This is a genomic window from Paenibacillus sp. Y916 (assembly GCF_056786435.1).
Genome location: NZ_JBXCJA010000001.1, coordinates 579,483 through 605,221 on the forward strand (window position 1 = coordinate 579,483; position 25,739 = coordinate 605,221).

Genomic DNA, 25,739 nt, shown 5'->3' on the forward strand with positions numbered 1-25,739 from the left:
GAGAGTGAGATCATGGAACAAACCTTTCTAATGATTAAGCCTGATGGTGTTCAACGTGGATTAATTGGACGTATAGTGAGTCGGTTGGAGGATAAGGGCTTTACCCTTGTGGGATGTAAGTTTGTTCAAATGACTACCAAACAAGCGGAATTCCATTATGCAGAGCATGTGGGGAAGGACTTCTATCCACATCTGGTGAAGTTTATTACTTCAGGACCTGTTTTTGCGATGGTATGGGAAGGCGATGACATCATTGCATTATCTCGTATAGTCATTGGCAAAACGAATGTGAAAGAAGCACTGCCAGGTACGATTCGTGGAGATTTCGCCGCACATACACCTAATAATTTGATTCATGGTTCAGATTCAGTGGAGAGCAGTAAGAGAGAGATTGGAAATTTCTTTGAAGCTCATGAACTTGTGAATTATTCCAAAGGACTAGCGTCATGGATATGAAGAATCAATTACTCGAACCAGGTCATAACCCGGAGAATACAACCGTCGATCCTGACTATATTCATTTTATCGAATCGATCAAGAAATCGACTGGAATCGATCTTTCGCAATATAAAGAAGGACAAATGAAGCGTCGATTAACGACGCTCCGTGTTAAGCATGGGTATGATTCTTTCGAATTATTCTTTCATGCTATGAAGCAAGATAAGAAGTTACTATATGAATTTCTGGATCGTATGACCATCAATGTGTCGGAGTTCTGGCGTAACCCGAATCGTTGGGAAGTACTGCGGGATACTATTCTACCAGAGCTTGTACTGAGTAGTAGGGGACGTCTCAAAATATGGAGTGCAGCTTGCTCTACAGGAGAAGAGCCTTATACATTAGCTATGATTCTCTCAGACAAGAAGATGCTATCGAATTCAACACTTATAGCTACTGATCTTGATGAGGGTGCATTGGAGAAGGCGCGACAGGGGAAGTATCTCGAACGTTCATTGAAGGATGTTCCGAAAGACGTAGCTGCGGCACATTTTAATCAAGAGGGTATGCTGTTTGCAATTCATGATTCTTTGAAGAAATCTGTTCAATTTAAGAAGCAGAATCTGCTATTGGATACATTTGATGACTCCTGTGATCTCATTGTATGTCGTAATGTGATGATCTACTTTACAGAAGAGGCCAAGGATATGCTGTATCATAAATTCGCTAATAGTCTGCGTCCAGGTGGATATTTGTTCGTAGGTAGTACTGAACAGATTTTCTCGCCAGCGCAGTACGGCCTTGAGCCAACAGAAACATTCTTCTATCGTAAGAAAGTGTAAGTTCGATTTCGGAAAGTATTCTGAAAAGGTATATTATGCTGTCCAGATTGCGATACTAATATCCATAGAACATATTGGAGTAAGTGGAGGGATTATCGCAGCATGGATAAACGAAAGGTTATTACAGCCTATCAGCGTGGTTTCATTACGATTCAAGAATGTGGACAAATTCTAGGTTTAGAGCAGGTTCAACTCAAACGATTGATATTTGATTTCGTGGATGATCGTAACCATGTTGAAATTACAGTTCAACCGATCAATAGTTGACTAATCTTTTAGCATAAGCGTCGTATCCTTTGAACGAGAGGAACGACGCTTTTTTTTTGAAAATATAAGTAAGTATAAGTTTCACATGAATCAATTTCATAATCGCCGATGCGGCTAAATCGGGTTGCGTAATTATGAAATTGATTCTTAATACTCTAATCTTTATATTTCCGCTGAAACGGGTTCCGTCCTTAAAAAAGGACGGCGAAGCCGTTTCTACTTGTATGTATTTATAAATGAGGATACCCATTCTTGTCAAAGTCTATGTCCTATACTATAATAAGCAAAGATATTATCGGATTTTAGCCATTTACAGTATGAAAGTATAAAGGGGGAAAACAACATGAGTTTACGCTATTTAACAGCAGGGGAGACTCACGGACCCCAACTCACTGCTATTATTGAAGGTCTGCCGAGTAATTTAACATTGGATTTCGAAGCACTAAATTTTCAACTACATCGCCGTCAAAAGGGTTATGGACGCGGAAGACGTATGCAAATTGAGAAAGATACCGCTCAAATTGTAGGAGGAGTTCGGCATGGGTATACGACAGGTGCTCCTGTGGCGCTCGTTGTAGCCAATAATGATTGGACCCATTGGCGGAATATTATGAATATAGAGCCCGTTGAAGGTACAGATGAAGAGAAGCGCCGTGTACACCGTCCACGTCCTGGACATGCGGATCTGAATGGTGGGCTTAAGTATAATCTGAAAGATTTACGAAATGTCCTCGAACGTTCCAGTGCAAGAGAGACAACTGTTCGTGTTGCGTGTGGAGCGATTGCACGTCAATTTCTAGCAGAGTTCGGGATTAAGATTGCAGGTCAAGTCATTCGAATTGGAGAGATAGAAGCTCCTCCGAATAACTTAACCATTGATGAATTGATTGAACAGACAGAAGCTTCTTCTGTACGAGTAGTAGATGCTGAGACAGAGAAGAAGATGGAAGCCTATATTGATCAGATTAAGGAAGATGGCGATTCTATTGGTGGAATTGTCGAGTGTATTGTCGAAGGAGTACCGATTGGTCTTGGTAGCTATGTCCAATATGATCGCAAGCTAGATGCGAGAATTGCTCAAGGCGTCATGTCTATCAATGCATTTAAAGGTGTGGAGATTGGGATTGGATTTGAAGCAGGAATTCTACGAGGTTCACAAGTCCATGATGAGATTCTATATAATGAGGAGCAAGGCTATCACCGAGCAAGCAATCGATTAGGTGGATTTGAAGGTGGTATGACGAATGGAATGCCTGTTGTCGTTCGAGGTGTCATGAAGCCTATTCCAACATTGTATAAGCCATTACAAAGTGTTGATATCGATACGAAGGAAGCATTTACTGCTCAAGTCGAACGTTCAGATGCATGTGCTGTACCGGCTGCAAGTGTCGTGATGGAACATGTCGTTGCTTGGGAAATAGCTAAGGCATTCTTGGAGAAATTTGGTGGAGACTCAATGGACGAGATTAAAGCGAATTATAACCATTATCTTGCTCAATTGGAGAGTTACTAAATATGAGAACAGTGAATGTGGACTTGGGTGAACGTTCGTATCCGATCTATATTGGAACTGGTTTGTTAAGCCGTATAGGTCAGTATTTCAAGGACCATAACATATCTACAAAAAGCCCATTAATGATCGTAACGGATGAGCATATCGCACCACATTATTTAGCTATGGTAGAGAAACTACTATTGGAAGTTGGTTATGTAACGGTATCCAAAGTAGTCAAGGCAGGGGAGACGTCTAAATCTTTAGTTGTCTTTGAAGAAGTCATGACTACAGCTATTGAGGGTGGTCTTGACCGTAACTCGGCGGTTATTGCATTAGGTGGTGGCGTTGTCGGTGATTTAGCTGGATTCGTCGCTGCCAGCTATATGCGGGGAGTTAAGTTCATTCAGATTCCGACAACCATTCTCGCTCATGATAGTAGTGTGGGAGGAAAGGTGGCAGTTAATCACCCACTGGCTAAGAACATGATTGGAGCCTTTCATCAACCGGAGCTAGTGCTCTATGACTTAGATACATTGCAGACTTTACCAGCACGTGAAGTATCTGCAGGGCTGTCTGAGATGGTGAAACATGGACTGATTCTGGATGGAGATTTCGCCAGATGGTGCAGGGAGCATTCTACTGAACTATTGGCACTTGATCCCGAAGCATTAGGATATGGATTAGAACGAGGTTGTTCAATCAAAGCAGATGTCGTATCGCGTGATGAAAGGGAAAATGACTTACGCGCGATCCTTAACCTGGGACATACGATTGGGCATGCGATTGAGGCCGTTGCAGGTTATGGTGAATATTTGCATGGCGAAGCTATCTCGATTGGAATGGCAGGCTCAGCCTTACTTGCTGTTCGTCTAGGCCGTGATGCTAGTATTTATGATGAAACGGTTAGTATGCTTCGATCACTACGTCTTCCTGTTACGATGGCATCGCATTTATCTACGGATGACATTATGAACGCCATGAAGCATGACAAGAAGTTTAGAGAAGGGCATATGCTCTTTATCATACCTGAGTCGATTGGATCCGTAAGTATTGTGAAGGATATACCGGAACAGCTTGTTCGTGATACGATCGATACTCTTAGAGAAGGAGGGGAAACTCTTGTATAATCGAGGTATTCGTGGAGCAACGAGTGTTACTCAGAATGACGAACAGGAAATACTCCAGGAGACGATGACGCTTCTGCGAGAAATTGTGATTCGCAATGAGATTGAGCCGGAAGATATTTGCAGTGTGTGGATCACGATGACACATGATTTGGACGCAACATTCCCTGCAAGAGCCATTCGTCAACTGGAAGGATGGGACTTAGTTCCTTTAATGTGTTCAGTAGAGATACCTGTTCAGGGGAGTCTACCCCATTGTATTCGCTTTATGATCCAGGTAAATACGGAGAAGAGCCAAAAGGAAATGAAACATGTGTATTTAAATGATGCTCGTAAGCTTCGCCCAGACCTTTCGGGTCAAGGGACTAATTAAATTGAGAGTTCAAAAGATGACTTTTTGAACAATCTATTAAATAATTCGTTTACCGGGTTGTCAAAAGTAATTGGTATCATGTATAGTGTTCTTAGTTGAGTAGAGTAGAGTTTAGTTGAGATGAGTATAGTCGAGCAGAGTCCATATGTTATTTAATTCGGTACTGAATCATATTCTGATTCTAGAACCTACTCCTTAGCGTTAGCTATATGGGATGGGAATCTAGGGTTATAGAATGGATTAGTGACCGGACTCTTTCATATACTTTATGACCAAAAAACCTCTACTTTTGTAGAGGTTTTTTCTTATATTTCTCGCAGTAAGGGGTCTCGTCCCTTAAAGAAATATCGCAATAGTGCGATTTACATGAACAATATAATGAGGGAGGGATGGTCATGATGACCCCTAGTTTAGAACAAGTAATTACACTTTCAAGTCAATATAATCTGATCCCTGTGGTGAAACGTCTTTTATCTGATATGGAGACACCGATTCGTATATTTCAGAGATATGCTCAGCGGGATCATGCATTTCTCTTGGAGAGTGTAGAGGGCGGAAGTCAATGGGGAAGATATTCCTTTATCGGTACCGACCCATTCCTAATGATATCCGGCAAACAAGGTCGTATCGTTCTAGAAAAGAATGGTATCGAAGAGGTCATGAAGGGCAAACCAGTGGAAGAGCTCAAAGCGCTGTTACGTTCTTATCGAAGCCCGAAGCTTGAGGAGATGCCACCATTTACAGGTGGAGCCATCGGATTCTTTGGTTATGATCTGCTTCAATATTATGAGAATTTACCAGCGCATGCTGTAGATGATCTGCATATGGATGATATTCGCTTCATGTTCTGTGATTCTATTATTGTATTTGATCACGTGAAGCAGCAAATTCTATTAATAGGCAACGTACATGTCAAGGACGGGGATACCGATCTTGATATTGCAGCGGCATACGAAGCCGTTAGTCGTAAGCTAGAAGACGTCGCTGAGCAACTACAAGAACAAGGCCCACGTGAAAATGTGAATCGTCATAGCATTCCACAGGATGTGGAATTGGGTGATATTAAATCGAATATGACCAAAGAACAGTATATTTCGAATGTGGAACAAGCGAAAGAATATATCCGAGCTGGAGATATATTTCAAGTTGTATTGTCCCAGCGTTTTCATATAGAGACAGAAGTATCACCGCTTCATGTATACCGTGTCCTTAGAACATTGAATCCTTCGCCCTATATGTATTATTTAAAAATGGACGAAGAAATTATTGTAGGAACGTCACCTGAAGCACTTGTTAAGGTGGATGGAGGTCGAGTTGAGACTCGTCCTATAGCAGGCACAAGACCTCGTGGGATGACGGATGCTGAAGATCGAGCTTTGGCTGAAGAGCTTATGGCAGATGAGAAGGAACGTGCGGAGCATTTAATGCTAGTCGATCTTGGTCGTAATGACCTGGGAAGAGTATCTGAATTCGGAACCGTGAAATGTGACTCTTTTATGGAGATAGAGAAGTACTCACATGTCATGCATATCGTTTCGAATGTATCAGGTCAGCTACGTGAAGATAAAGATTTCTTCGACGCATTTCTATCTTGCTTACCCGCGGGAACGGTATCAGGAGCACCCAAGTTAAGAGCCATGGAGATTATTGCTGAGTTAGAAAAAGAAGCACGCGGTGCTTATGCTGGTGCTATCGGATATTTGGGCTTCTCCGGAAACATGGATTCTTGTATCACGATACGCACATTAATTTTCCGTAAAGGCAAAGCTTATATACAGGCAGGTGCAGGAATTGTATGGGATTCCGTGCCAGAGAAAGAGTATGAGGAAACGGTTAATAAAGCTAAAGCATTATTAAAAGCAATTCGTACGGCAGAGTTGATGTTTCCTCCTCTGAAGAAAGATGACGATACGATTAATCAAGATTATTTATACTAATTAAATAATATGGAGATGAGCATAGTGGAGAATAGTGCAGAAAAGTTGAGTGTTGTTGGACATGACCGTGTTGAAGTGGATCAAACAGCGTTGATTCAATCGAACCTATCGACCCTGATACAAGGAAATAGCCTTTCAAGACAAGAGGCGCGTCTAGTGATGCAAAGTATTATGGATGGTGCAGCAACGCAGGCGCAAATCGGTGGGTTATTAACAGCGCTTCGCATCAAAGGGGAGACTGTTGAAGAGATTACAGGCTTTGCTGAAGCGATGAGGGGAGCGGGCGCTAGGATGTTGACAGAAAGTGCCCATTTACTCGACACATGCGGTACAGGTGGATCAGGGATTCATAAATTCAATATATCGACGACATCTGCGATTATTTCATCCTCTGTGTCTGTACGGGTAGCCAAGCATGGCAATCGTTCAGCTTCTGGACGTGCAGGAAGTGCGGATGTGTTGGAAGCTCTTGGTGTGAACATTAACATTACAGCTGAACAAGCGAAGCGCTGTTTGGATGAGATCGGGATATGTTTCTTGTTCGCGCAAATTTACCACCCATCTATGCGACATGCTGCGGCACCACGTAAAGAGCTGGGTGTACGAACCGTATTTAACATGTTAGGACCTTTGACCAACCCTGCTGGTGCGGATCGTCAGCTATTAGGAATCTATGATCGGAACATGACAGAGACGATTGCACATGTACTTAAGGAGCTTGGATTAAAGCGTGCTTTGGTTGTCTCAAGCCTAGATGGATTAGATGAGATTAGCATTTCAGCTCCAACTCAAATATCTGAATTAAGAAAAGGTATTGTAACTACTTATGAAATTAATCCGCATGATTTAGGTCTTGAAATGCACCCTCTAGAGAAAGTATTAGGTGGTGATGCAGCTCTGAACGCCGAAATTATTCGATCTGTGCTTCAAGGTGATAAGAGTCCTTACCGAGATATTGTCTTAGCTAACGCTGGAGCTTGTATTTATATATCAGGACTTGCTGATAGTATGGTAGAAGGTGTAAAACTTGCTGCAGATGCGATAGATAACGGTAGTGCTTATGCAAAATTAAATCAATTGATCCAAATGACAGGAGAAGAGTCCCATGTATCTTGATAAAATAGTACTTACTAAGGTAAAAGAAGTGGAAGAGTTAGCGAAAGCTTTTAATTTGTCGATTGCCGAAAGAGAAATTGCTAACATGCCTCAGACTAGAGGATTTCAAAGGGCATTGTCCGAAAGAAATCGTAGAGATATGGGGTTAATTGCTGAGGTGAAGAAAGCATCTCCATCCAAAGGGTTAATTCGTCCAGATTTCGATCCTGTAGAGATTGCGTTAGCCTATGAGAAGGCGGGAGCGGACTGTCTATCTGTACTGACAGATGTGGATTATTTCCAAGGTAGTGGTGAATATTTGAGAGCTGTTCGTGAGGCCGTGAAGTTGCCCCTGCTACGTAAAGATTTCATTATTGATGAACGTCAAATCTATGAGGCACGGTTGCTAGGAGCGGATGCCGTTCTACTTATAGCAAGCATACTGAAGCCTAAGCAAATTTCTTCATTCATCAAGGAAGCTTCAGCACTTGGAATGGATGCGTTGATAGAAGTTCATAGCGCTGAAGAATTGGAGCATGTATTAGATTTGGATCAAGCATCATTAATTGGCATTAACAATCGTAATCTTCAGACGTTTGAGACTTCACTTGAGACGACGGCTAAGCTTATTGCTATGATTCCAAAAGGGATTACGAACATCAGCGAGAGTGGGATTTCCAGCATTGAAGATATGAATTACTTAAGACAAGCAGGTACAAATGGCGTGCTGATAGGTGAGTATTTCATGCGTCAAAATGATGTTGGGATAGCTGTGAATGAGTTGATGGGACCACTGGATGAACATATGGAATACCGCTAGCATGGGGAATACAGTCGTAAAAATATGTGGACTTCAGGACGTTGAAGTGCTAAAATCGATGTTAAACTTACCGCTGGACTATGTCGGATTTGTATTCGCTAATAGTCGTAGACAAGTGACTGCAGAACGTGCCGCTGAACTTATAGAGCAACTTAAAGATTGGCAAAATGAGACGCGTCCTGAAAGTGTAGGGGTGTTCGTGAATCCAAAGATGGAGTTTCTAGAAAGCGTGATGGCACAAGCACCCTTAGATGTTATTCAGTTGCATGGGCAAGAAAATGCTAAGTTCTGTCATGAGGTGAAAGATCGATTTGGCGTTAAGGTGTTTAAAGTGATACAAGTGCAAGGCAAAGGAATGGAGAATACTTCGGACTCTTTCGTACAACAGGTTATTTCACAGGAATATGTTAGTGCTATTGATGCGTTATTACTGGACACATTCGACCCTATCTATGGTGGAGGTTCAGGGCACACCTTTTCTTGGGAGCAAATTCCACAATATCAATCGTGGAGTAAGGAGCAGGGAATTCCACTTTTTGTGGCAGGTGGTCTACAGCCTTCGAACGTGGGTGAATTGGTTACGAAATATCGTCCTTATGGGGTTGATGTTTCTAGTGGTGTAGAAAGTAATGGCATGAAAGATATAGAGAAAATGAGAGCTTTTGTTGAAAGGGTGAAACAAATATGACACAAATGCCAGATGAGAACGGTCGTTTCGGTAAATTCGGGGGGCGTTTTGTACCTGAAACATTGATGAACGCACTTTTAGAATTGGAAGATGCTTATAAACAAAATACAGCAGATGCTAGTTTCCAGGAGGAAATTGATTATTTGTTGAAACAGTACTCAGGTCGTGAGACTCCGCTCTATTATGCGGAAAGACTGAGTCAACATTTAGGTGAAGCTAAAATTTACTTGAAGCGCGAGGACTTAAATCATACAGGTGCTCACAAAATAAATAATGCCATCGCTCAAGGTATTCTTGCTAAACGTATGGGCAAGAAGAAGGTCATTGCTGAGACCGGCGCTGGGCAACATGGTGTAGCTGCTGCTACAGTGGCTGCACTACTTGGCATGGAATGTAAAGTATTCATGGGAGAAGAAGATACGAAGCGTCAAGCGTTGAATGTGTTTCGGATGAAACTGCTAGGTGCGGAAGTAATTCCAGTGATTTCGGGAACACGCACACTCAAGGATGCGTGTAACGAAGCGCTTCGATATTGGGTTAGCAATGTAGAAGATACATTCTATATTCTAGGTTCTGCAGTGGGACCTCATCCATACCCTATGATGGTACGGAATTTCCAAAGAGTGATTGGGGATGAGACGAGACGTCAAATTCTTGAAAGTGAAGGACGTCTACCGAATGTACTTGTTGCCGCTGTTGGTGGTGGAAGTAATGCTATTGGAATGTTCTATCCATTTATTGAAGATGAGTCCGTTGCTATGGTTGGAGTCGAAGCTGCTGGGAAAGGTGTGGATACCGATTTCCACGCTGCGACGATGACGCACGGAACACATGGTGTGTTCCAAGGTTCTATGAGTTATTTATTACAAGATGAACATGGACAAATACAGGAAGCTCATTCCATCTCAGCGGGACTTGATTATCCAGGAGTCGGACCGGAACACTCTTACTTGAAAGATATTGAACGAGTACAATATGTACCGATCACAGATCAAGAGGCGCTCGATGCGCTACAACTTCTATGCCGCACCGAAGGAATCATTCCTGCCCTTGAATCTTCACATGCTGTTGCTCAAGTGATCAAACTTGCACCAACGCTAACGAAGGACGACATCGTAGTTATTTGTTTATCGGGACGAGGAGACAAAGACGTCGAATCCATCATGGCTTATACAGGGGAGGTTCAGTCATGAAATTAATGGAACAGACATTTGCAGCATTGAAAAGTCAGAATCAAACTGCGCTCATGCCATTCTTGACCGTAGGCGATCCTGATGTGGAGACGACGGTAGAAATTATTATTCAACTGGAAGCAGCAGGCGCTAATATTATTGAGTTAGGTGTGCCTTATTCGGATCCATTGGCGGATGGACCCGTCATCCAACGGGCATCAGGGCGTGCATTGAAGCATGGTGTGACGATTCGTACTTGTATGGAGACAGCTGTGAAAGCGCGTAAGGCAGGCGTCAAGATGCCGTTTGTTTTATTCACATATTACAATCCAGCGTTACAGATGGGGTTGGACCGTTTCTTCGAAGAAGTAAAGACTCATGAAATCAGTGGATTGATCATTCCAGATCTTCCTATAGAAGAATCCGAAGATATGCGACGTCGTGCGAATGAAGCGGGAGTCAGTTTTATTCCGTTGGTAGCACCGACATCGCATGAAAGAATTGAGAGAATTGTAGGGAATGCGAGTGGATTTGTATACTGTGTATCCTCTTTAGGAGTGACAGGGGAACGTTCAACCTTTCATCAAGGGGTAGAGGAATTTATTCAAACCGTCAGAAAGTATACAGATATTCCTGTTGCCGTAGGTTTCGGGATATCTACACAGGAGCAAGTGGCTCATTTCTCTCAAATCTGTGATGGTGTAGTTGTTGGTAGTGCGATCGTTCGTGAAATTGAATCCGTGATTCCATTATTAAATGATGTAAATACAAGACAACAAGGACTTTTGCAAATACATGATTTTGTGGCACAATTAAAAGGATAAATTAGAGAGAGTGAGGGGGATATTATGAAGCCTAAATCCCATATTGTTAATCTACCTGTATATCAACCGGGTAAGCCTATTGAAGAAGTGAAACGTGAACTAGGTTTGGATGAAGTGATTAAATTAGCTTCTAATGAGAATCCTTATGGCTCATCACCTCTAGTTAAGGATGCTATTCTATCTGAACTTGAGAATATCAGTGTGTATCCAGACGGTGGTGCGGTTAATTTAACGACGACACTTGGCCGACATTTGGGCGTGAATAATGATCAGATTATATTTGGTTGTGGATCTGATGAGGTTATTGCGTTGATTACACGGGCATTCTTTGTGCCAGGTGACGAGACGATTATGGCAGATCAGACCTTCTCAGTGTACAAGAGTAACGCTGACATTGAAGGTGCTGTATGTATCGAAGTGCCATTGAAAGACGGAATCCATGATCTTGACGCTATGCTTGCAGCTGTGAATGAGCGTACAAAGATACTCTGGATCTGTAATCCTAACAATCCGACAGGAACGATCGTATCAGGAAGTGCATTAACAACATTCTTAGACGCGATTCCATCCCATGTGATGGTTGTGTTGGATGAAGCATACTGTGAATTTGTAACGGACTCTTCTTACCCAGATGGTATAACTTTATTAGATCAATATCCAAACATAGTCGTTCTACGTACATTCTCCAAAATATATGGTCTAGCCTCCCTGCGTATAGGGTATGGTGTGGGTAATGCTAACGTGATCAAATTAATCAATCAAGTTAGGGAACCTTTTAATACGTCACGTGTTGCTCAAGCTGCTGCAATTGCAGCGTTACAAGATCAAGAGTTTGTAGGTAAATGTAAACAGTTGAATGCTGAAGGACTGGTTTATTTACAGGGGGAATTTGATCGTCTAGGTCTATCCTATTTACCTGCTCATGGGAATTTCATTATGGTAGATGTTCGTAGACCATCCGGTGACGTATTTCAATCTTTGCTACGCAAAGGCATTATTATTCGTGCCGGACATCAGAAATATCCAACCTATATCCGAGTGTCTGTAGGTACACCAGAACAGAATACAATGTTTATTCAATCACTAGAGCAGGTACTAGCTTTAACTTCGGTATAACATAATATTAAATGAATCTATGATAATCTATGATGAATAGAAGTGAGGAATTATGAACAAGACAAAAGTAGCGATCTTTGGAGTAGGATTAATCGGGGGTTCACTGGCTTTATGTTTTAAAAATAAACCTGATATCACAGTCGTGGGTCATGCCCACCGCCCAGAATCAATCGATAAGTATATGAGCAAAGGTGTTGTGGACTCAGCGACGTTATCGATAGAAGAAGCGGCTAGTGATGCTGACTTTATATTTCTATGTGTACCTGTCGGTAAATTGGAACAATATTTGACTCAATTAAGTCAATTGCCTTTGAAGAAAGGTTGTATTATTACGGATGTGGGTAGCACCAAAGCTAGTATATCTGCAGCAGCCGAAGCATTGCGATTTAAAGATGTATATTTCATTGGTGGGCATCCAATGGCTGGATCGGAACAATCTGGTGTAGAGGCTGCATCGATCCTTCTATTTGAGAATGCCTATTATGTACTGTGTCCATCATCGAACATACCAGAGCATGCTGTGGAGACGTTAGAACAGTTGTTGTCCTATACTAGAGCCCATATTGTAAAGGTTGATCCCAAGTTGCATGATGAAATAGTGGGCGCCATCAGTCATTTGCCACATATTATCGCTGTAGCCTTGGTCAACCAAATAAGTGACTATAATGAATCTAATATACTATATCGAAGATTAGCCGCCGGGGGATTTAGAGACATCACTCGTATTGCATCTAGTGATCCTGTCATTTGGCGTGATATTCTTCTGAACAACAATGAAGTAATGCTTCGTCTACTTAAAGATTGGAATGAAGGGATATCAAGCTTTATTGACATGCTTACGGATAGTAATGGAAAAGCGATTGAGGAAGCATTCCAGAAAGCCAATGCCTTTCGCAACGAACTTCCAGAAGGAAGAAAAGGAATGATTACATCATTGCTTGATTTATATTTGAATGTACCAGATCATCCTGGAATCATCGGGAAGATTGCTACGGAGCTTGGTTCCAAACAAATTAATCTAAGCAACATACAAATTATCGAGAGCAGAGAAGATGTTCCCGGTGTGATGCGCCTTTCATTCCGCCAGGAAGAGGATATGGAACGGGCAAGAAATTTACTGCAAGAGCTAGGGTACACTGTATTTATGTGATTCATCAAAAATATAAGGAATAGAGTTTCGCTTGAAACTCTATTCCTTATATTTCAGCAGAAACGGCAGCTCCATCCTTTATAAAGGCGTCGTTGCCGTTCAACCGTAAGTGTTTACATTAACTTTTGAAGAAGTTATTGACAAATGAAAACGGATACATTACAATGAACTTACAGTATGGTTTCTCTCCACTCCTATCCAAATAATTCTGCTCTGTCTTGAGCAAAGACCACTTTGAAAAAAGTGGTCTTTTTTTATCCCACTTGATTTTAATATATATATGCGATATATTGCATATATGAGAGGGGGATTACATGCCTATACCGAGCGATTTCTCATCACCAAGTAGAATGTCTGCCAAAGAACGAGCATACGCACAAATTCAAAGATGGATCATTGATGGAACGCTTCAGCCTAAAGAACAATTAATTGATGCTGAATTAGCAGAAGCGCTAGGGGTTAGTAGAACTCCGATTAGGGAGGCTTTGCTTTTACTAGAAGTTCAAGGGTTAGTTGAGGTTCACCCTGGCAAGGCTACAATAGTGAAGGATATAGATAAAGACGATATTCTAAAGTTGTATCCTGTATTTGCAACGTTACATGCATTGGCAACAGAAATAACGACGTCTTTGATCCTTCCTGAGCAAATTGAGCAGTTAAAGATGTTAAATGCAAAGTTTGCAGAGTCCATTGAGAATAAACAACCTTATCAAGCAATGGAGATGGATGAACAGTTCCATAATCTCATTGTAGAATTATCAGATAACCTGTATATATCTTCATTTAGTACGACGATACAAACTCATATTCGTCGATTTAAGTATGTTTTTCTGAAGCAACATGAGACTTCTACCTATTCATCTGTTCAGGAACATACTGCAATTATCGAAGCCATGGAACAACGTGACTCTACGACAGCTTCTGCAATTATGAAACAAAACTTGTTGAGACCTATGAATGAACTATATAAATTAATTTAATGATATGAAGGAGCTGAGTGAACGATGAAGGAATACAAGGATCTACGGACACGTAGTAAAGATATAAGTGAAGGTGTTAATCGGACTCCGAACCGGGCGATGCTTCGAGCGGTTGGATTTACAGATGAAGATTTCAAAAAGCCGATGGTCGGTGTAGCAAGTACATGGAGTGAAGTTACGCCTTGTAACGTCCATATTGACGTGTTATCACGGGATGCGAAAGAGGGTATTAAAGAACACGGTGGAGCTCCTTTAATATTCAATACAGTTACCGTATCTGACGGTATCGCTATGGGTCATGAAGGGATGTTATTTTCTTTGCCAAGCCGGGAGGTTATTGCTGACTCCATCGAAGTGGTTACCAATGCAGAACGTTTCGACGGATTGGTCGCAATTGGAGGCTGTGATAAGAATACACCAGCTTGTTTGATGGCGATGGGTAGAATGAATATACCTTCTGTCTATGTTTATGGGGGAACGATTCAACCCGGAAAGTTAGATGGCAATGATGTTGATATTGTTACTGCTTTTGAAGCGGTTGGAGCTTACCACGAAGGTACAATAAACGAAGAGCAATTACACAAAGTCGAATGCAGTGTATGTCCTGGTGCGGGCGCATGTGGCGGAATGTATACAGCGAATACGATGGCCTCAGCGGCAGAAGCATTAGGGATGACTTTGCCGAGTTCATCATCTACGGCTGCTATCTCATCTGGTAAATCCGTGGAATGTAGAAATGCAGGAGAGGCTGTAATCAATCTTTTGGAGAAAGATATTAAACCAAGAGATATTATGACGAAGGAAGCATTTGAGAATGCCATTACGGTAGTTATGGCACTAGGTGGATCAACGAACGCATTTCTTCATCTACTAGCTATTGCCCATTCTGCTGGAGTTGACCTTGCATTGGAAGATTTCGATAGAATTCGGATCAAAGTTCCTCATCTGGCCGATCTAAAGCCGAGTGGGAAATACGTCATGCAGGATCTTAACAATGTTGGTGGCGTTCCTGCGGTGATGAAATTATTGTTGGAACAGGGATTGTTGCATGGTGACTGTATGACGGTTACTGGAAAAACAATAGCTGAGAACTTGGCTACCTTACCATCTTTGCAAAAAGATCAACAAGTCATTCGTTCTTTTGACAATCCACTGAAATCAAGTGGACCGTTAGTCGTTCTAAAAGGGAATCTTGCTCCTGATGGTGCCGTAGCCAAAATGTCAGGATTAAAGAATCTTCGTTTCGAGGGGCCAGCTCGAGTATACAATAGTGAAGATGAAGCGACAGAAGCTATTGTAAATGATGAGATTAAAAAGGGCGATGTCGTGATTATCCGTTATGCGGGCCCGAAGGGTGGACCTGGGATGCCAGAAATGCTCTCTCTTACAGCTATGCTTGTAGGTAAAGGACTGGGTGGAGATGTAGCGCTCATTACAGATGGACGGTTCTCCGGTGGTTCGCATGGATTTGTAGTTGGGCATGTGGCTCCAGAAGCACAAGTCGGTGGGCCAATCGCTTTCTTAGAGAACGATGATATCATCACTATTGATAGCGTAACACAAGAAATAAAATTCAATGTAACACCAGAACAATTAGAAACAAGGAAACAGAACTGGGTTAAGCCTGAATCTAAGTATACATCAGGGGTATTGGCGAAGTATGCTGCATTAGTATCCTCTTCATCCAAAGGGGCAGTAACGGATTTAGATATTTTGAACTAAAAATTTTGCAGTTAATTATGAAATACTAAATAACAGAAGGCTATCGACCTATGGTCGGTAGCCTTCTTCCTTTGTATAGATAAAAGCTAAATATAGTAAACCCCGTACATGTAGGGAAGTGGCAGAGTGGCTAGTTTAGCGTCTCCGGGCTGATTGATGGTGGAGTCAGGATCGAATAAGAGCGAACATAACTCGGCATTGAAAGCACCATAAGAATGAGTTACACCAGGTCGAAAAAGTGTTGGGAAGGATGATTCCATATAACGATCGCCATCTTTACAGAATACATCCTCCGCTAACATTGCTGCTTGTTTAAGCTCATGTTCTTTGACATGTCTGAGAGTCATAAGTCATTCCTCCTATTTCTTGCTAGTTCCCAAATTCTGTATCCATTTTATAACTTCCATTGCAATAACGGCTGCCAACGATAGACCAGCAGCAATTAACCATTGTTGCATTCCAAATGTATCTGGTATGGAGAAGACTCCACGGACTCCTGGAAGAACCGTAATGCCATAGAAACAGAAGCAGATCAATACTGCACCAATAACATATTTATTACTGAAAAATCCAGCTTGGAATGCATTTTGTGTATTAGAACGAGCTGCAAAAGTTTGGAGTGTACGTGCTAGAATCAACGTCGTAAATGCCATTGCGACACTCATTTCAGGTGAATGCTGTAACCCGATGTATTGCGAAATAATAACCGCTATACCAATTAGCAAACCTCGTGTGATGACAGCTCTCAACGTACCGCCTGCAAAAATACCTTCTTTAATATCTCGTGGCTGACGTGACATGACACCAGGTTCTGCTTTTTCCATTCCGAGAGCGATGGCGGGGATGGAATCATTAACTAAGTTAATGAATAAGAGCTGTATTGCGGTGAAAGGATTAATCCAATTAAAAAATAAGGCGAATAGGATCGCAATGATAGCACCTAGATTACCAGCAAATAAATAAGAAATAGCCTTTTTAATATTATCAAAAACGGTTCTACCTACACCGACTGCTTTTACAATGGATACAAAATTATCATCCGTAAGAATCATGGCAGCGGAGTCTTTCGCTACATCGGTTCCACTACCCATGGCGACTCCTATATCTGCTTGTTTCAGTGCGGGGGCATCATTCACACCGTCTCCTGTCATCGCTGTGATCTTACCCTTTCTTTGCCATGCACGTACAATTCTAATCTTATTAGTAGGGGAGACGCGAGCATAGACACTGATCTTTTCTAATTGCTGATCCAGTTCCTCGTCAGATAGTGCATCCAACTCTTGGCCTGTTAAGGCAATATCATCCTTCTTCATTAATCCAATATCAATTCCGATGGCTTGTGCTGTTGTCTTATGGTCACCCGTGATCATAATCGTCCGGATTCCTGCTTTATTTGATTCTTCAATAGAAGCATAAACGGCTTCTCTTGGGGGATCTATCATCGCGGTTAGGCCGACAAAGACCAGATCCTGTTCATCTTCAGGTCCAATATCTAAATTGGTATTGTCCATTGACTTATAACCATAAGCTAGTACACGAAGTGCCTTTTTGGAAAAGTTTTCGTTTGCTTGATTTAATTGTTCAAGAATTTCATCTGTAAAAGGAATCTCTTCTTCACCCATTAATACTTTAGTACAACGGCTGAAGAGAACATCGGGTCCGCCTTTTACAAGTATGACCCTGTTTCCGGCAAAAGTGTGTAAGGTTGACATTAGTTTACGATCTGAATCAAATGGAATTTCAGCTTCACGAGGGAAGTTATCTCGAATTTCTTTATAGTCTTTGTTCTTACTATTACTAAATGAAATTAGAGCTACTTCTGTCGGATCACCTAATTCCTTTCCTTCTTCATTAATATTTGAATCATTACATAGAACGGCAATATGTAGTAACCGACGTTCTCCCATGGACCAGTTGTCAGGATCATCCGGAAAACTAGCCTTGGTTCCTTGAGGAAGGAAATAGTCTATAACTGTCATTTTGTTCTGAGTTAATGTACCTGTTTTATCTGTACAAATGACACTAGTTGAACCTAATGTTTCCACCGCAGGCAATCTGCGAATAATGGCATTTTGTTTTGCCATTTTGTTTGTACCTACGGAAAGTACAATGGTTACGATTGAAGAGAGAGCCTCTGGAATTGCGGCTACGGCTACAGCTACAGAAAACATTAGAGCATCAAGAATAGCGGTTGTAATATTTTGGGTATCATTTGAGAAAAATACGCGTCCAGCTTGTACCAAGAAGATAAGGGCACATAGAAGTAATATAGCGACACCAAGTTTTTTACTAAAGCTCTCGAGCTTGCGCTGAAGTGGAGTTTGCTTCGCTTCAGCACTTTCTATCAATGTGGCAATTTTACCTATTTCACTATTTAGAGCTGTGCCGGTAACTACTAGGCTTCCACGTCCATACACGACTAATGAACCGCTGAACACCATATTCTTGCGATCTCCGAGGGGGGAGTCAGCCTTGATAGTCTGAGTATGCTTTTCCACAGCCTCTGACTCTCCGGTCAACATTCCCTCATTAACCCTCAGACTACCAGACTCAATCAAGCGACCATCAGCAGGTACATAGTCACCAGCTTCTAATAGGACAATATCTCCTCGTACAACTTCCCTGGCAGGAATGGAGCTCATTGCCCCTTTACGTATGACCTTTGCTTCTGGAGCTGACATCTTCTTTAATGCATCAAGTGAACTCTCGGCTTTACGAGTCTGAATCACACTAATCAAAGCATTTAATATGAGTACAGTGAATATAATTAGCGACTCCATGAACTGACCCAGAATGATTTGCACCACTGCTGCAATCACTAGGACAATAACCATAGGATCTTTAAAGTTTTCGACAAATAACTTCCAAATGGGAACCCTTTCCTTACCTTTTAACTCATTGTAACCGTCCATTTCGATTCGTTTTGCAACTTCCGCAGAAGAAAGTCCTGTTTCCTCACTATTTACTTCTTGTAAACTCTCCTCAACGCTGCTTCGATAGAATTCCATCATTACAGCTCCTCTCCGATGTTAATCTTCTTTCTAGGTGATTAGTTTTGACTAAGTGTTATCGAAATCTAATGAATATATACGGATCAAGTGTCTATTAGTTTCTAAAATAAGTTAATTTCCTTATGGGCTAGGCGTAGAAACTGTACTGACTCTATATATTTTGAACTACGATTATAAAAAGAAATTCACAATCATTGTGACCTAGTGGTAGACTAGAAATTAAAACTGCTGGTGAGTGATCAGGCATAGATGGCAACTTAGGTGTCACCTTAATGAATCGATTGTGCGGAATGGATCTACTTATGTATGGAAGGGGAATTAAAGATGTCATCATTCTGGAAATCACTAGGATTGGCCGGGTTTATGGTGAGGAATGGATTATTAACGATTGTCACCACTCTCGTTATAGTATTTTCAATTCGAGTTATGCTAGGGAATATGGATACTAATTGGCAACACTCTATTATGATATTTTTGTTCGTACTAGCTGTTACGACTGTATTCTTCTTCATCATTTACTCACAAGGGCGGAAGCTTAGATCAGAGCAGGAGCAACTTGCCAATGTATTTGAGCATATTTCGGATGGTGTTCTTGTGCTGGATAGCTCGATGAATATAAAGCGAATTAATCCTGCTGCAAGACAAATGTTGAAATTGGATGAAGGAGAAATGTCGATCAGCTTCTGCAATATGTGTTCGAATTATCCAGGCTTGAATAAGCTGTGTTCCTATCAAGATTGTTTTGTCTTTGATTCCACTCACAAGCCGATCATGTTACAGGTAGTCACTCCACAGGGAGGGGCTAGAGCTGTCAATGTAAGTGTGTCGCATTACATAGACTCGATGCATGGTCCCTTAAGCATACTGCGTATACAAGAAGTTGAAGAGCAGCGTCAGCAAGAGCAGCATCAAATTGCTAAGATGATTACGCACTCTATTCTTCTCGCGCAAGAGAATGAACGAAAGCTTATATCACGCGAGTTACACGATGGAATCGGACAATCACTCTATAGCATTCTGATTCAATCCGAGGTGTTGAAACAGAATATGGATGTTGAGATGTCTGATGATAAAATGAATACATTACAGGATGCCATTCGCAATACCATCGAGGATATTCGTGATTTATCCGCTGAATTGCGACCGTCTGCGCTGGATGACATCGGGTTGATCGCAGCACTACGCAAATATTTTCGCATGTATGGACAGAAATTTGGTATTCAGGTTCATTTCAAAGTGGAAGAGGATGGTGGGCGAATGCCTGCTGCAATAGAGACAGCTTTTTATCGCATCGTTCAAGAAGCACTTACGAATGCCGCTAAATATTCACAAACCGATGTAATCGATGTTCAATTAAAGCTTGAACCTGCATCTGCGGAGTTAAAAGTAAGGGATTACGGACTCGGTTTTGTTATCACCTCTGAGCTACGACAAGGTGTTGGATTATATAGTATGGAAGAGCGGGTCGAAATTCTGGGAGGCTCATTTGATATTCAATCTACGCTTGGAGAAGGAACTACCATTCAAGTACAAATATCAATTAAAGACCTTGTTAGTTAGCAATTTGGGGAGGGTTTATATTGAAAGTGAAAGTTATTATTGTAGACGATCATGCTGTCGTACGAAGCGGGCTACGTGCTGTGCTTGATGCACAGACAAATATTACAGTCATTGGTGAAGCGGCGGATAGTGTATCCTGCATCAAGCAGGCGCTTGAACTTAAACCAGATATTGTATTGATGGATCTGAGTTTTCCGAACGGTCGCGACGGGTTGTATACGACGAGGGAACTTTTGCAATCGATGCCTGAGGTAAAGGTTATTATTCTAACGATGCATGATGATGAACAGTACCTATTTCGAGCGCTCAAAGCAGGTGCTTCAGGTTATATATTGAAATCGGCGCCTTTATCTGAGCTCGTCATTGCCATCGCTCAAGTTCACCAGGGACTTGTATATTTGCACCCATCAGCGACTAAGAAGGTCGTTCAAGGATATTTGCAAGGCCAGACACGAGATCCGAAGGATCTTTTCGAATCACTTACAGAACGTGAGAAGGAAATTCTTAGTCTTGTTGCAAAAGGCTATACGAATAAAGAAGTGGCGGAATTGCTTTTAATTAGTGTGAAGACGGTTGAAAACCATAAAGCCAATATTATGGAAAAACTGCAGTTAGACAACCGCCGTGAGTTGATCAAATTGGCGTATAGAAGGGGGTTGTTGGATATTGATTAACAGCACAACGCTGCAACGGAGGATTCAAAGGGAGTTGGAGAGACTTAAGAAGAAGATGCAGCTGGATTTCGTGGCTGTAGCGTTGACGGATGGTCAATATCGAGATATTTATTGGCGGTTCGCGCTAGGGGCTTACTCAGAGCGATACAAAAAGATTGCGGTTCGAATGGGCAGGGGAATGGCGGGCAAGGTGTTGCAAGGGATGACCCCGCATGTTGTCACTGAATTTCCTGAAGGGATGCAGGATGAAGTGTTAGAATACCCGATATTTCTCGTAGAATCTCTATCCTCAGGCGTGGGTGTTACAATAAAATCTACCATACATATAGATCGGCAAGCCTATGGGGTGCTCCTCGTTGGTCAGCGTAGCAGGCGGGAATTTGCGGAGGAAGATATTGTGAGTGTACAGACATGTGCTAGCGTTCTTGCCCTATTGTATGATGAAGAACCGATAGATTGTGTAGATTCTGGGGAGATGAATGGAATGTATACGTTAGATCGTGACTTGGAGTCTACAACAAAGGAGGCAGTTAGACCTTTTCGCAAGCTACTTCGTCAAGCACAGGCAGCAGGGATGACTTGTGAACTGTTAGATCAGCGAATAACAAGATTAAGCTCTCAACGACAAGAAGAAATTTTAGAGATTCTAGCATTTTTGATACAAGAGTGTGATATTTCAACCGTACCTGCCAAGTTGGTTATCGGTCAAGACGAGTTCGGACAGACATTGATTGAATTTGAGGGTTATTTATTTCATCCCGCATCACAAGAACTTTTCTTACCTGTCATGCCACAGCTTAAATCACTTAAATGTGATCTGGAAATCGTGATTGAGAAGGAAAAGCAATCCGTTCGCTTTACCATTCCTACTCGTTTTTTACTTGATGAAATGAATTGGCATAACTAAAAAGATTGCAAATGGGGAATTTCCTACACATAAATGAGGGAATTCCCCACTTTGTTTCGTAACATGCTCGCATGATAATGGATAGTAGTTCGATTCGTCTAATGGGGAGGCATGGTTATGAAACCATCCAAAGCAATACTGCCACTACAAACGTTAAGTCTTGTGCTAGGCTTTGCTGTTTGGGGCATCTTATCATCACTAATTGTTTTTATTAAGGAAGGCATACTGCTAACACCAGGTCAATTATCGTTAGTAACAGCGGTACCGATCGTACTCGGTTCCATTTTACGGATACCATTTGGTTATTGGACGAACAAATATGGAGCTCGGTTGATGTTTCTGATTAGCTTCGTCGTCCTATTGGTTCCGGTGTTCTACATCAGTAAAGCTACGAGCTTTGCCGATCTCATCGTGGGTGGATTATTTCTTGGGATTGCAGGCGCAACGTTCTCTGTAGGCGTTACCTCTTTACCTAAATATTACCCAAGGGAGAAACATGGATTCGTCAATGGGATTTACGGACTTGGAAATATCGGCTCAGCGCTGAGCACATTTTTCGCACCTATATTGGCAACACAGTTTGGTTGGCGGGCGACGGTACAGTTCTATCTGATCCTACTCATCGTATTCGCTCTTGCTAATTTATTCGTGGGAGATCGGAAAGAAAGTAAATTGACAACGCCATTGATGGAGCAGATTAAAGGGATTTATCGAAATGAGAAATTGTGGCTTTTGTGCTTCTTTTACTTTATAACATTTGGTTCTTTTGTAGCTTTCACTGTATTTCTACCGAATCACCTTGTCCAACACTTTGGAATTAGCAAAATAGATGCTGGACTACGTACGGCGGGCTTTGTGCTACTCGCTACAATAATGCGCCCAATTGGCGGCTGGCTTGGAGATAAGCTTAATCCATTTAAAATATTGGCGTATGTATTTAGTGGATTGACGATCGGGGGCATCCTGCTCGCATTCTCGCCATCCATTATGTTGTATTCGGTGGGATGTTTACTCATTGGATTCTGTGCGGGAACGGGGAATGGTACGCTATTTAAATTGGTGCCGCTATACTTCTCGAAGCAAGCAGGTATCGCTAACGGACTGATCTCTGCTCTTGGGGGTCTCGGAGGATTCTTCCCGCCGCTAATGCTGTCACTATTACTCGCAATAACGGGTCATTATGCTATTGGTTTCATGGCTCTGTCTATGGTCGCCCTATCCAGCTTGTTACTTGTACTCTATCTGTACTGGCAGGATCAAGTGAAACTAGCGGAACAGATTATTCAATGCACCTCACAGGCTATTCTTGTTACGAATAAAAAAGGAACGATTATTAATATTAATCCTGCGTATACAGCAGTTACTGGCTATACAGCAGAGATGGCCATCGGACAAAAGTCAGGTTTTCTCAAATCAGGTCGTCATGATCAGACTTTCTATGAAACGATGTGGAAGCAACTGAAGGAGAATCATGCTTGGAGCGGGGAAATCTGGAACAAGAAGAAAAGTGGCGAGCTTTTCTTGCAACATATTAGCATCAATACGGTGCACAATGACGTTGGAGAAGCTAGTTACTACGTGGGAGTCTTCAGCGAAGTTGAGCCAACCTCTGAAAGATTTAAACAGGAGGGACTGAGTAACAACAAAGGTTCGGGCACGAGGAGGATCATCTTATGAGTGGTAGAAAGCATCAGCAGACCTTTATGCGAAAAGGGATTAGTGTACAAGCAGCGACTGATATCGTGCTAGACTCCGTTCGTTTAATGGATACAGAGGTACTGACGATTCTGCAAAGTGTCGGAAGATACTTGGCAGTAGAAGTTGTTGCACCTCAGCCTGTCCCGCATTTTCGTCGTGCGGGTATGGATGGTTATGCGGTTCTGAGTGCTGATACATCTCATGCCACAATTCAAACGCCAGTAACATTAAAAGTGGTGGATAATATTCCAGCAGGGACAACCTCGGAATTGAGATTGCGAACGGGGGAATGTGCGCGGATTATGACGGGTGCGGCTGTTCCAGATGGAGCAGATGCTGTTATTAAGTACGAGATGACCGAGGAAGGTAGCATAGACTTGCCGGATGAAGAGTCATGTAGTGTGAAGGGAACAGTTACTTCAGGTGACAATGTCTCTCCCATAGGAATTGAAATTGGCGAAGGGGAGACTGTTCTTCGACCGGGTGTTCGTATTGGACCGGGAGAAATGGCTCTACTTGCTATGTTCGGTGTTGCTTCTGTTGAAGTATATCGGCAGCCGCGAGTAGCCATTCTAACGACGGGAGCTGAGTTATTAGATATTCGGGACCCGCTTGAACCAGGTCGAATTCGCAACAGTAACGGGTATATGGTTGCGGCAATGGTAATGGATTATGGTGGGATTCCCATCGTGTTGGATCGTATTCCGGACGATGCTGAATTAGCTAGAACGACGGTGACTGCTGCCCTTAAAGCATACGATGTCGTCGTAACGACGGGCGGAGTATCGGTTGGGGATCATGACATTATGTATGACGTGATGCAAGCTTGGGACGGAGATTTGAAGTTTAACAAAGTGTTGATGCGACCGGGTAGCCCTACAACATATGGGCTATGGCATGGTAAGCCGCTCTTTGCACTGTCTGGAAATCCAGCAGCATGCTACGTTGGCAGCCGGCTGTTTCTTCGTCCCGCTATCCGCGGCATGATGGGAGCTGAACTTATTGCTGAGAAGCGTATGACTGCTACGTTAACCGTCGATTATTTGAAATCTGATCGTTCTACGCGATTCGTTCGTGGTGTCATTTCCAGTAAGCAAGGAATGTTGGAAGCAACACCAGTAGGCCGTGACATGTCAAGCGTAACGGTATCTCTACGCGATGCCAATTGTCTTATCTGTCTCCCGGGTTCACCTAAGGGCTACGAGGCGGGTACGCTTATCGAAGTCATTCCGTTGTAGAGGAGAGAACCTAATGTCAGTGAATTTAAGTTTGGATGATACATCCCCATCATTACCCTTACCAGTGCTACAAATTGTAGGCTTCAAAAATAGTGGCAAGACAACACTTGCATGTAAGCTGATCGCAGCACTTGCGTCTTCTGGGTTAAGGGTCGGTTCGGCGAAGCATGATGCCCACCGATTCCAACTAGATGAACTTGGAACGGATAGTAGTAAGCACCTAACACATGGGGCTGTGGAAACAGTCCTCACTTCAAATACCGCTACCCGCTGGATGCGCCAGGAGCCGACGACATTACCGGAAATTGCTGAATTGTTGATCGGTCGGGTTGATATTCTGATTGCAGAAGGATTTAAAAGTGCACCATACCCCAAAATCGCACTCATACGAGAGTCGGAGCAAATGGAGGCTCTGCTTCAAGAGACAACTGACGTACGTCTGTGGGTCAGTTGGTTGAATCCGAAGAAATTCCGCAATACTCCAATCATCTCCATTCATGACGAAGAGGCTGTCCTGAACAGCGTGTGCTCGCTCGCCATATCTTTACTCCCCTCCAACCTTAAACCATTAAAAATGTAGATTGATGTCAGGATTTTATCAAAACTAG

General features: G+C 42.3%; 24 protein-coding genes. 22 read left to right on the forward strand and 2 right to left on the reverse strand.

The window, feature by feature from the left end:
• The first annotated feature begins 12 nt into the window (after nt 1-12).
• The 16 genes from ndk to ilvD all read left to right on the forward strand — a co-directional run bounded on the left by ndk (nt 13) and on the right by ilvD (nt 16,043).
• Complete coding sequence (gene ndk / locus AC1TO9_RS02780; RefSeq protein ID WP_482055259.1) at nt 13-456, forward strand: nucleoside-diphosphate kinase; 444 nt, start codon at nt 13-15, stop codon at nt 454-456.
• A complete protein-coding gene (locus AC1TO9_RS02785; protein ID WP_482058265.1) occupies nt 447-1,280 on the forward strand; it encodes a CheR family methyltransferase in 834 nt (277 codons plus the stop codon). The genes ndk and AC1TO9_RS02785 overlap by 10 nt, the downstream gene beginning before the upstream one ends.
• 102 nt (nt 1,281-1,382) lie before the next feature.
• A complete protein-coding gene (locus AC1TO9_RS02790) occupies nt 1,383-1,547 on the forward strand; it encodes a hypothetical protein (RefSeq protein WP_482055025.1) in 165 nt (54 codons plus the stop codon).
• 343 nt (nt 1,548-1,890) lie between these two features.
• Entirely contained in the window at nt 1,891-3,060 is a 1,170-nt protein-coding gene (gene aroC, locus AC1TO9_RS02795) for a chorismate synthase (RefSeq protein WP_482058266.1), read from the forward strand.
• Between the two features lie 2 nt (nt 3,061-3,062).
• Nucleotides 3,063-4,169 carry a 3-dehydroquinate synthase gene (aroB, locus tag AC1TO9_RS02800; RefSeq protein ID WP_482058267.1) on the forward strand — a complete coding sequence of 369 codons (1,107 nt, stop codon included), beginning with the start codon at nt 3,063-3,065 and terminating at the stop codon, nt 4,167-4,169.
• Entirely contained in the window at nt 4,162-4,539 is a 378-nt protein-coding gene (aroH, locus tag AC1TO9_RS02805) for a chorismate mutase (RefSeq protein WP_482055028.1), read from the forward strand. Before aroB ends, aroH begins: the two co-directional genes overlap by 8 nt.
• Nucleotides 4,540-4,934: 395 nt before the next feature.
• A complete protein-coding gene (gene trpE / locus AC1TO9_RS02810) occupies nt 4,935-6,476 on the forward strand; it encodes an anthranilate synthase component I (RefSeq protein WP_482058268.1) in 1,542 nt (513 codons plus the stop codon).
• Between the two features lie 75 nt (nt 6,477-6,551).
• Complete coding sequence (trpD, locus tag AC1TO9_RS02815) at nt 6,552-7,592, forward strand: anthranilate phosphoribosyltransferase (protein ID WP_482055260.1); 1,041 nt, start codon at nt 6,552-6,554, stop codon at nt 7,590-7,592.
• Nucleotides 7,582-8,391, forward strand: coding sequence for an indole-3-glycerol phosphate synthase TrpC (gene trpC, locus AC1TO9_RS02820; protein WP_482058269.1), 810 nt, complete (start codon nt 7,582-7,584; stop codon nt 8,389-8,391). The genes trpD and trpC overlap by 11 nt, the downstream gene beginning before the upstream one ends.
• A 1-nt stretch (nt 8,392) precedes the next feature.
• Nucleotides 8,393-9,079, forward strand: a complete 687-nt coding sequence (locus AC1TO9_RS02825) for a phosphoribosylanthranilate isomerase (protein ID WP_482058400.1) — start codon at nt 8,393-8,395, stop codon at nt 9,077-9,079.
• Nucleotides 9,076-10,272, forward strand: coding sequence for a tryptophan synthase subunit beta (gene trpB / locus AC1TO9_RS02830; protein WP_482058270.1), 1,197 nt, complete (start codon nt 9,076-9,078; stop codon nt 10,270-10,272). The genes AC1TO9_RS02825 and trpB overlap by 4 nt, the downstream gene beginning before the upstream one ends.
• Nucleotides 10,269-11,075 (forward strand): tryptophan synthase subunit alpha, encoded by an 807-nt coding sequence (trpA, locus tag AC1TO9_RS02835; protein ID WP_482055032.1) that lies wholly within the window; start codon nt 10,269-10,271, stop codon nt 11,073-11,075. The genes trpB and trpA overlap by 4 nt, the downstream gene beginning before the upstream one ends.
• Nucleotides 11,076-11,099: 24 nt before the next feature.
• Complete coding sequence (gene hisC / locus AC1TO9_RS02840) at nt 11,100-12,191, forward strand: histidinol-phosphate transaminase (RefSeq protein ID WP_482058271.1); 1,092 nt, start codon at nt 11,100-11,102, stop codon at nt 12,189-12,191.
• Between the two features lie 52 nt (nt 12,192-12,243).
• Nucleotides 12,244-13,341 (forward strand): prephenate dehydrogenase, encoded by a 1,098-nt coding sequence (locus AC1TO9_RS02845; RefSeq protein WP_482058272.1) that lies wholly within the window; start codon nt 12,244-12,246, stop codon nt 13,339-13,341.
• Nucleotides 13,342-13,655: 314 nt separating this feature from the next.
• Entirely contained in the window at nt 13,656-14,321 is a 666-nt protein-coding gene (locus AC1TO9_RS02850) for a GntR family transcriptional regulator (protein ID WP_482055035.1), read from the forward strand.
• A 24-nt stretch (nt 14,322-14,345) separates the two neighbouring features.
• The gene (gene ilvD / locus AC1TO9_RS02855; protein WP_482055036.1) at nt 14,346-16,043 is read left to right on the forward strand and encodes a dihydroxy-acid dehydratase; all 1,698 of its coding nucleotides are present in this window, start codon (nt 14,346-14,348) and stop codon (nt 16,041-16,043) included.
• 86 nt (nt 16,044-16,129) lie between these two features.
• Here ilvD and AC1TO9_RS02860 read toward each other — a convergent pair whose 3' ends face one another.
• Both AC1TO9_RS02860 and AC1TO9_RS02865 read right to left on the reverse strand, forming a co-directional pair.
• Entirely contained in the window at nt 16,130-16,390 is a 261-nt protein-coding gene (locus tag AC1TO9_RS02860) for a hypothetical protein (protein ID WP_482058273.1), read from the reverse strand.
• Between the two features lie 12 nt (nt 16,391-16,402).
• Nucleotides 16,403-19,051: a cation-translocating P-type ATPase gene (locus AC1TO9_RS02865; protein ID WP_482058401.1), complete on the reverse strand. Its 2,649-nt coding sequence runs from the start codon at nt 19,049-19,051 to the stop codon at nt 16,403-16,405.
• 327 nt (nt 19,052-19,378) lie between these two features.
• Between AC1TO9_RS02865 and AC1TO9_RS02870 the strand changes: the two genes are divergently transcribed.
• From AC1TO9_RS02870 to mobB, 6 genes are all read left to right on the forward strand, one after another.
• Complete coding sequence (locus AC1TO9_RS02870; RefSeq protein ID WP_482055037.1) at nt 19,379-20,614, forward strand: sensor histidine kinase; 1,236 nt, start codon at nt 19,379-19,381, stop codon at nt 20,612-20,614.
• A 20-nt stretch (nt 20,615-20,634) separates the two neighbouring features.
• The gene (locus AC1TO9_RS02875; RefSeq protein ID WP_482055038.1) at nt 20,635-21,288 is read left to right on the forward strand and encodes a response regulator; all 654 of its coding nucleotides are present in this window, start codon (nt 20,635-20,637) and stop codon (nt 21,286-21,288) included.
• Nucleotides 21,281-22,195, forward strand: a complete 915-nt coding sequence (locus AC1TO9_RS02880) for a hypothetical protein (RefSeq protein ID WP_482058274.1) — start codon at nt 21,281-21,283, stop codon at nt 22,193-22,195. Before AC1TO9_RS02875 ends, AC1TO9_RS02880 begins: the two co-directional genes overlap by 8 nt.
• A 117-nt stretch (nt 22,196-22,312) precedes the next feature.
• The gene (locus AC1TO9_RS02885; protein ID WP_482055040.1) at nt 22,313-23,872 is read left to right on the forward strand and encodes a nitrate/nitrite transporter; all 1,560 of its coding nucleotides are present in this window, start codon (nt 22,313-22,315) and stop codon (nt 23,870-23,872) included.
• Nucleotides 23,869-25,131 (forward strand): molybdopterin molybdotransferase MoeA, encoded by a 1,263-nt coding sequence (locus AC1TO9_RS02890; protein ID WP_482058275.1) that lies wholly within the window; start codon nt 23,869-23,871, stop codon nt 25,129-25,131. The genes AC1TO9_RS02885 and AC1TO9_RS02890 overlap by 4 nt, the downstream gene beginning before the upstream one ends.
• 13 nt (nt 25,132-25,144) lie before the next feature.
• Entirely contained in the window at nt 25,145-25,711 is a 567-nt protein-coding gene (gene mobB / locus AC1TO9_RS02895; RefSeq protein WP_482058276.1) for a molybdopterin-guanine dinucleotide biosynthesis protein B, read from the forward strand.
• Nucleotides 25,712-25,739: the final 28 nt, after the last annotated feature.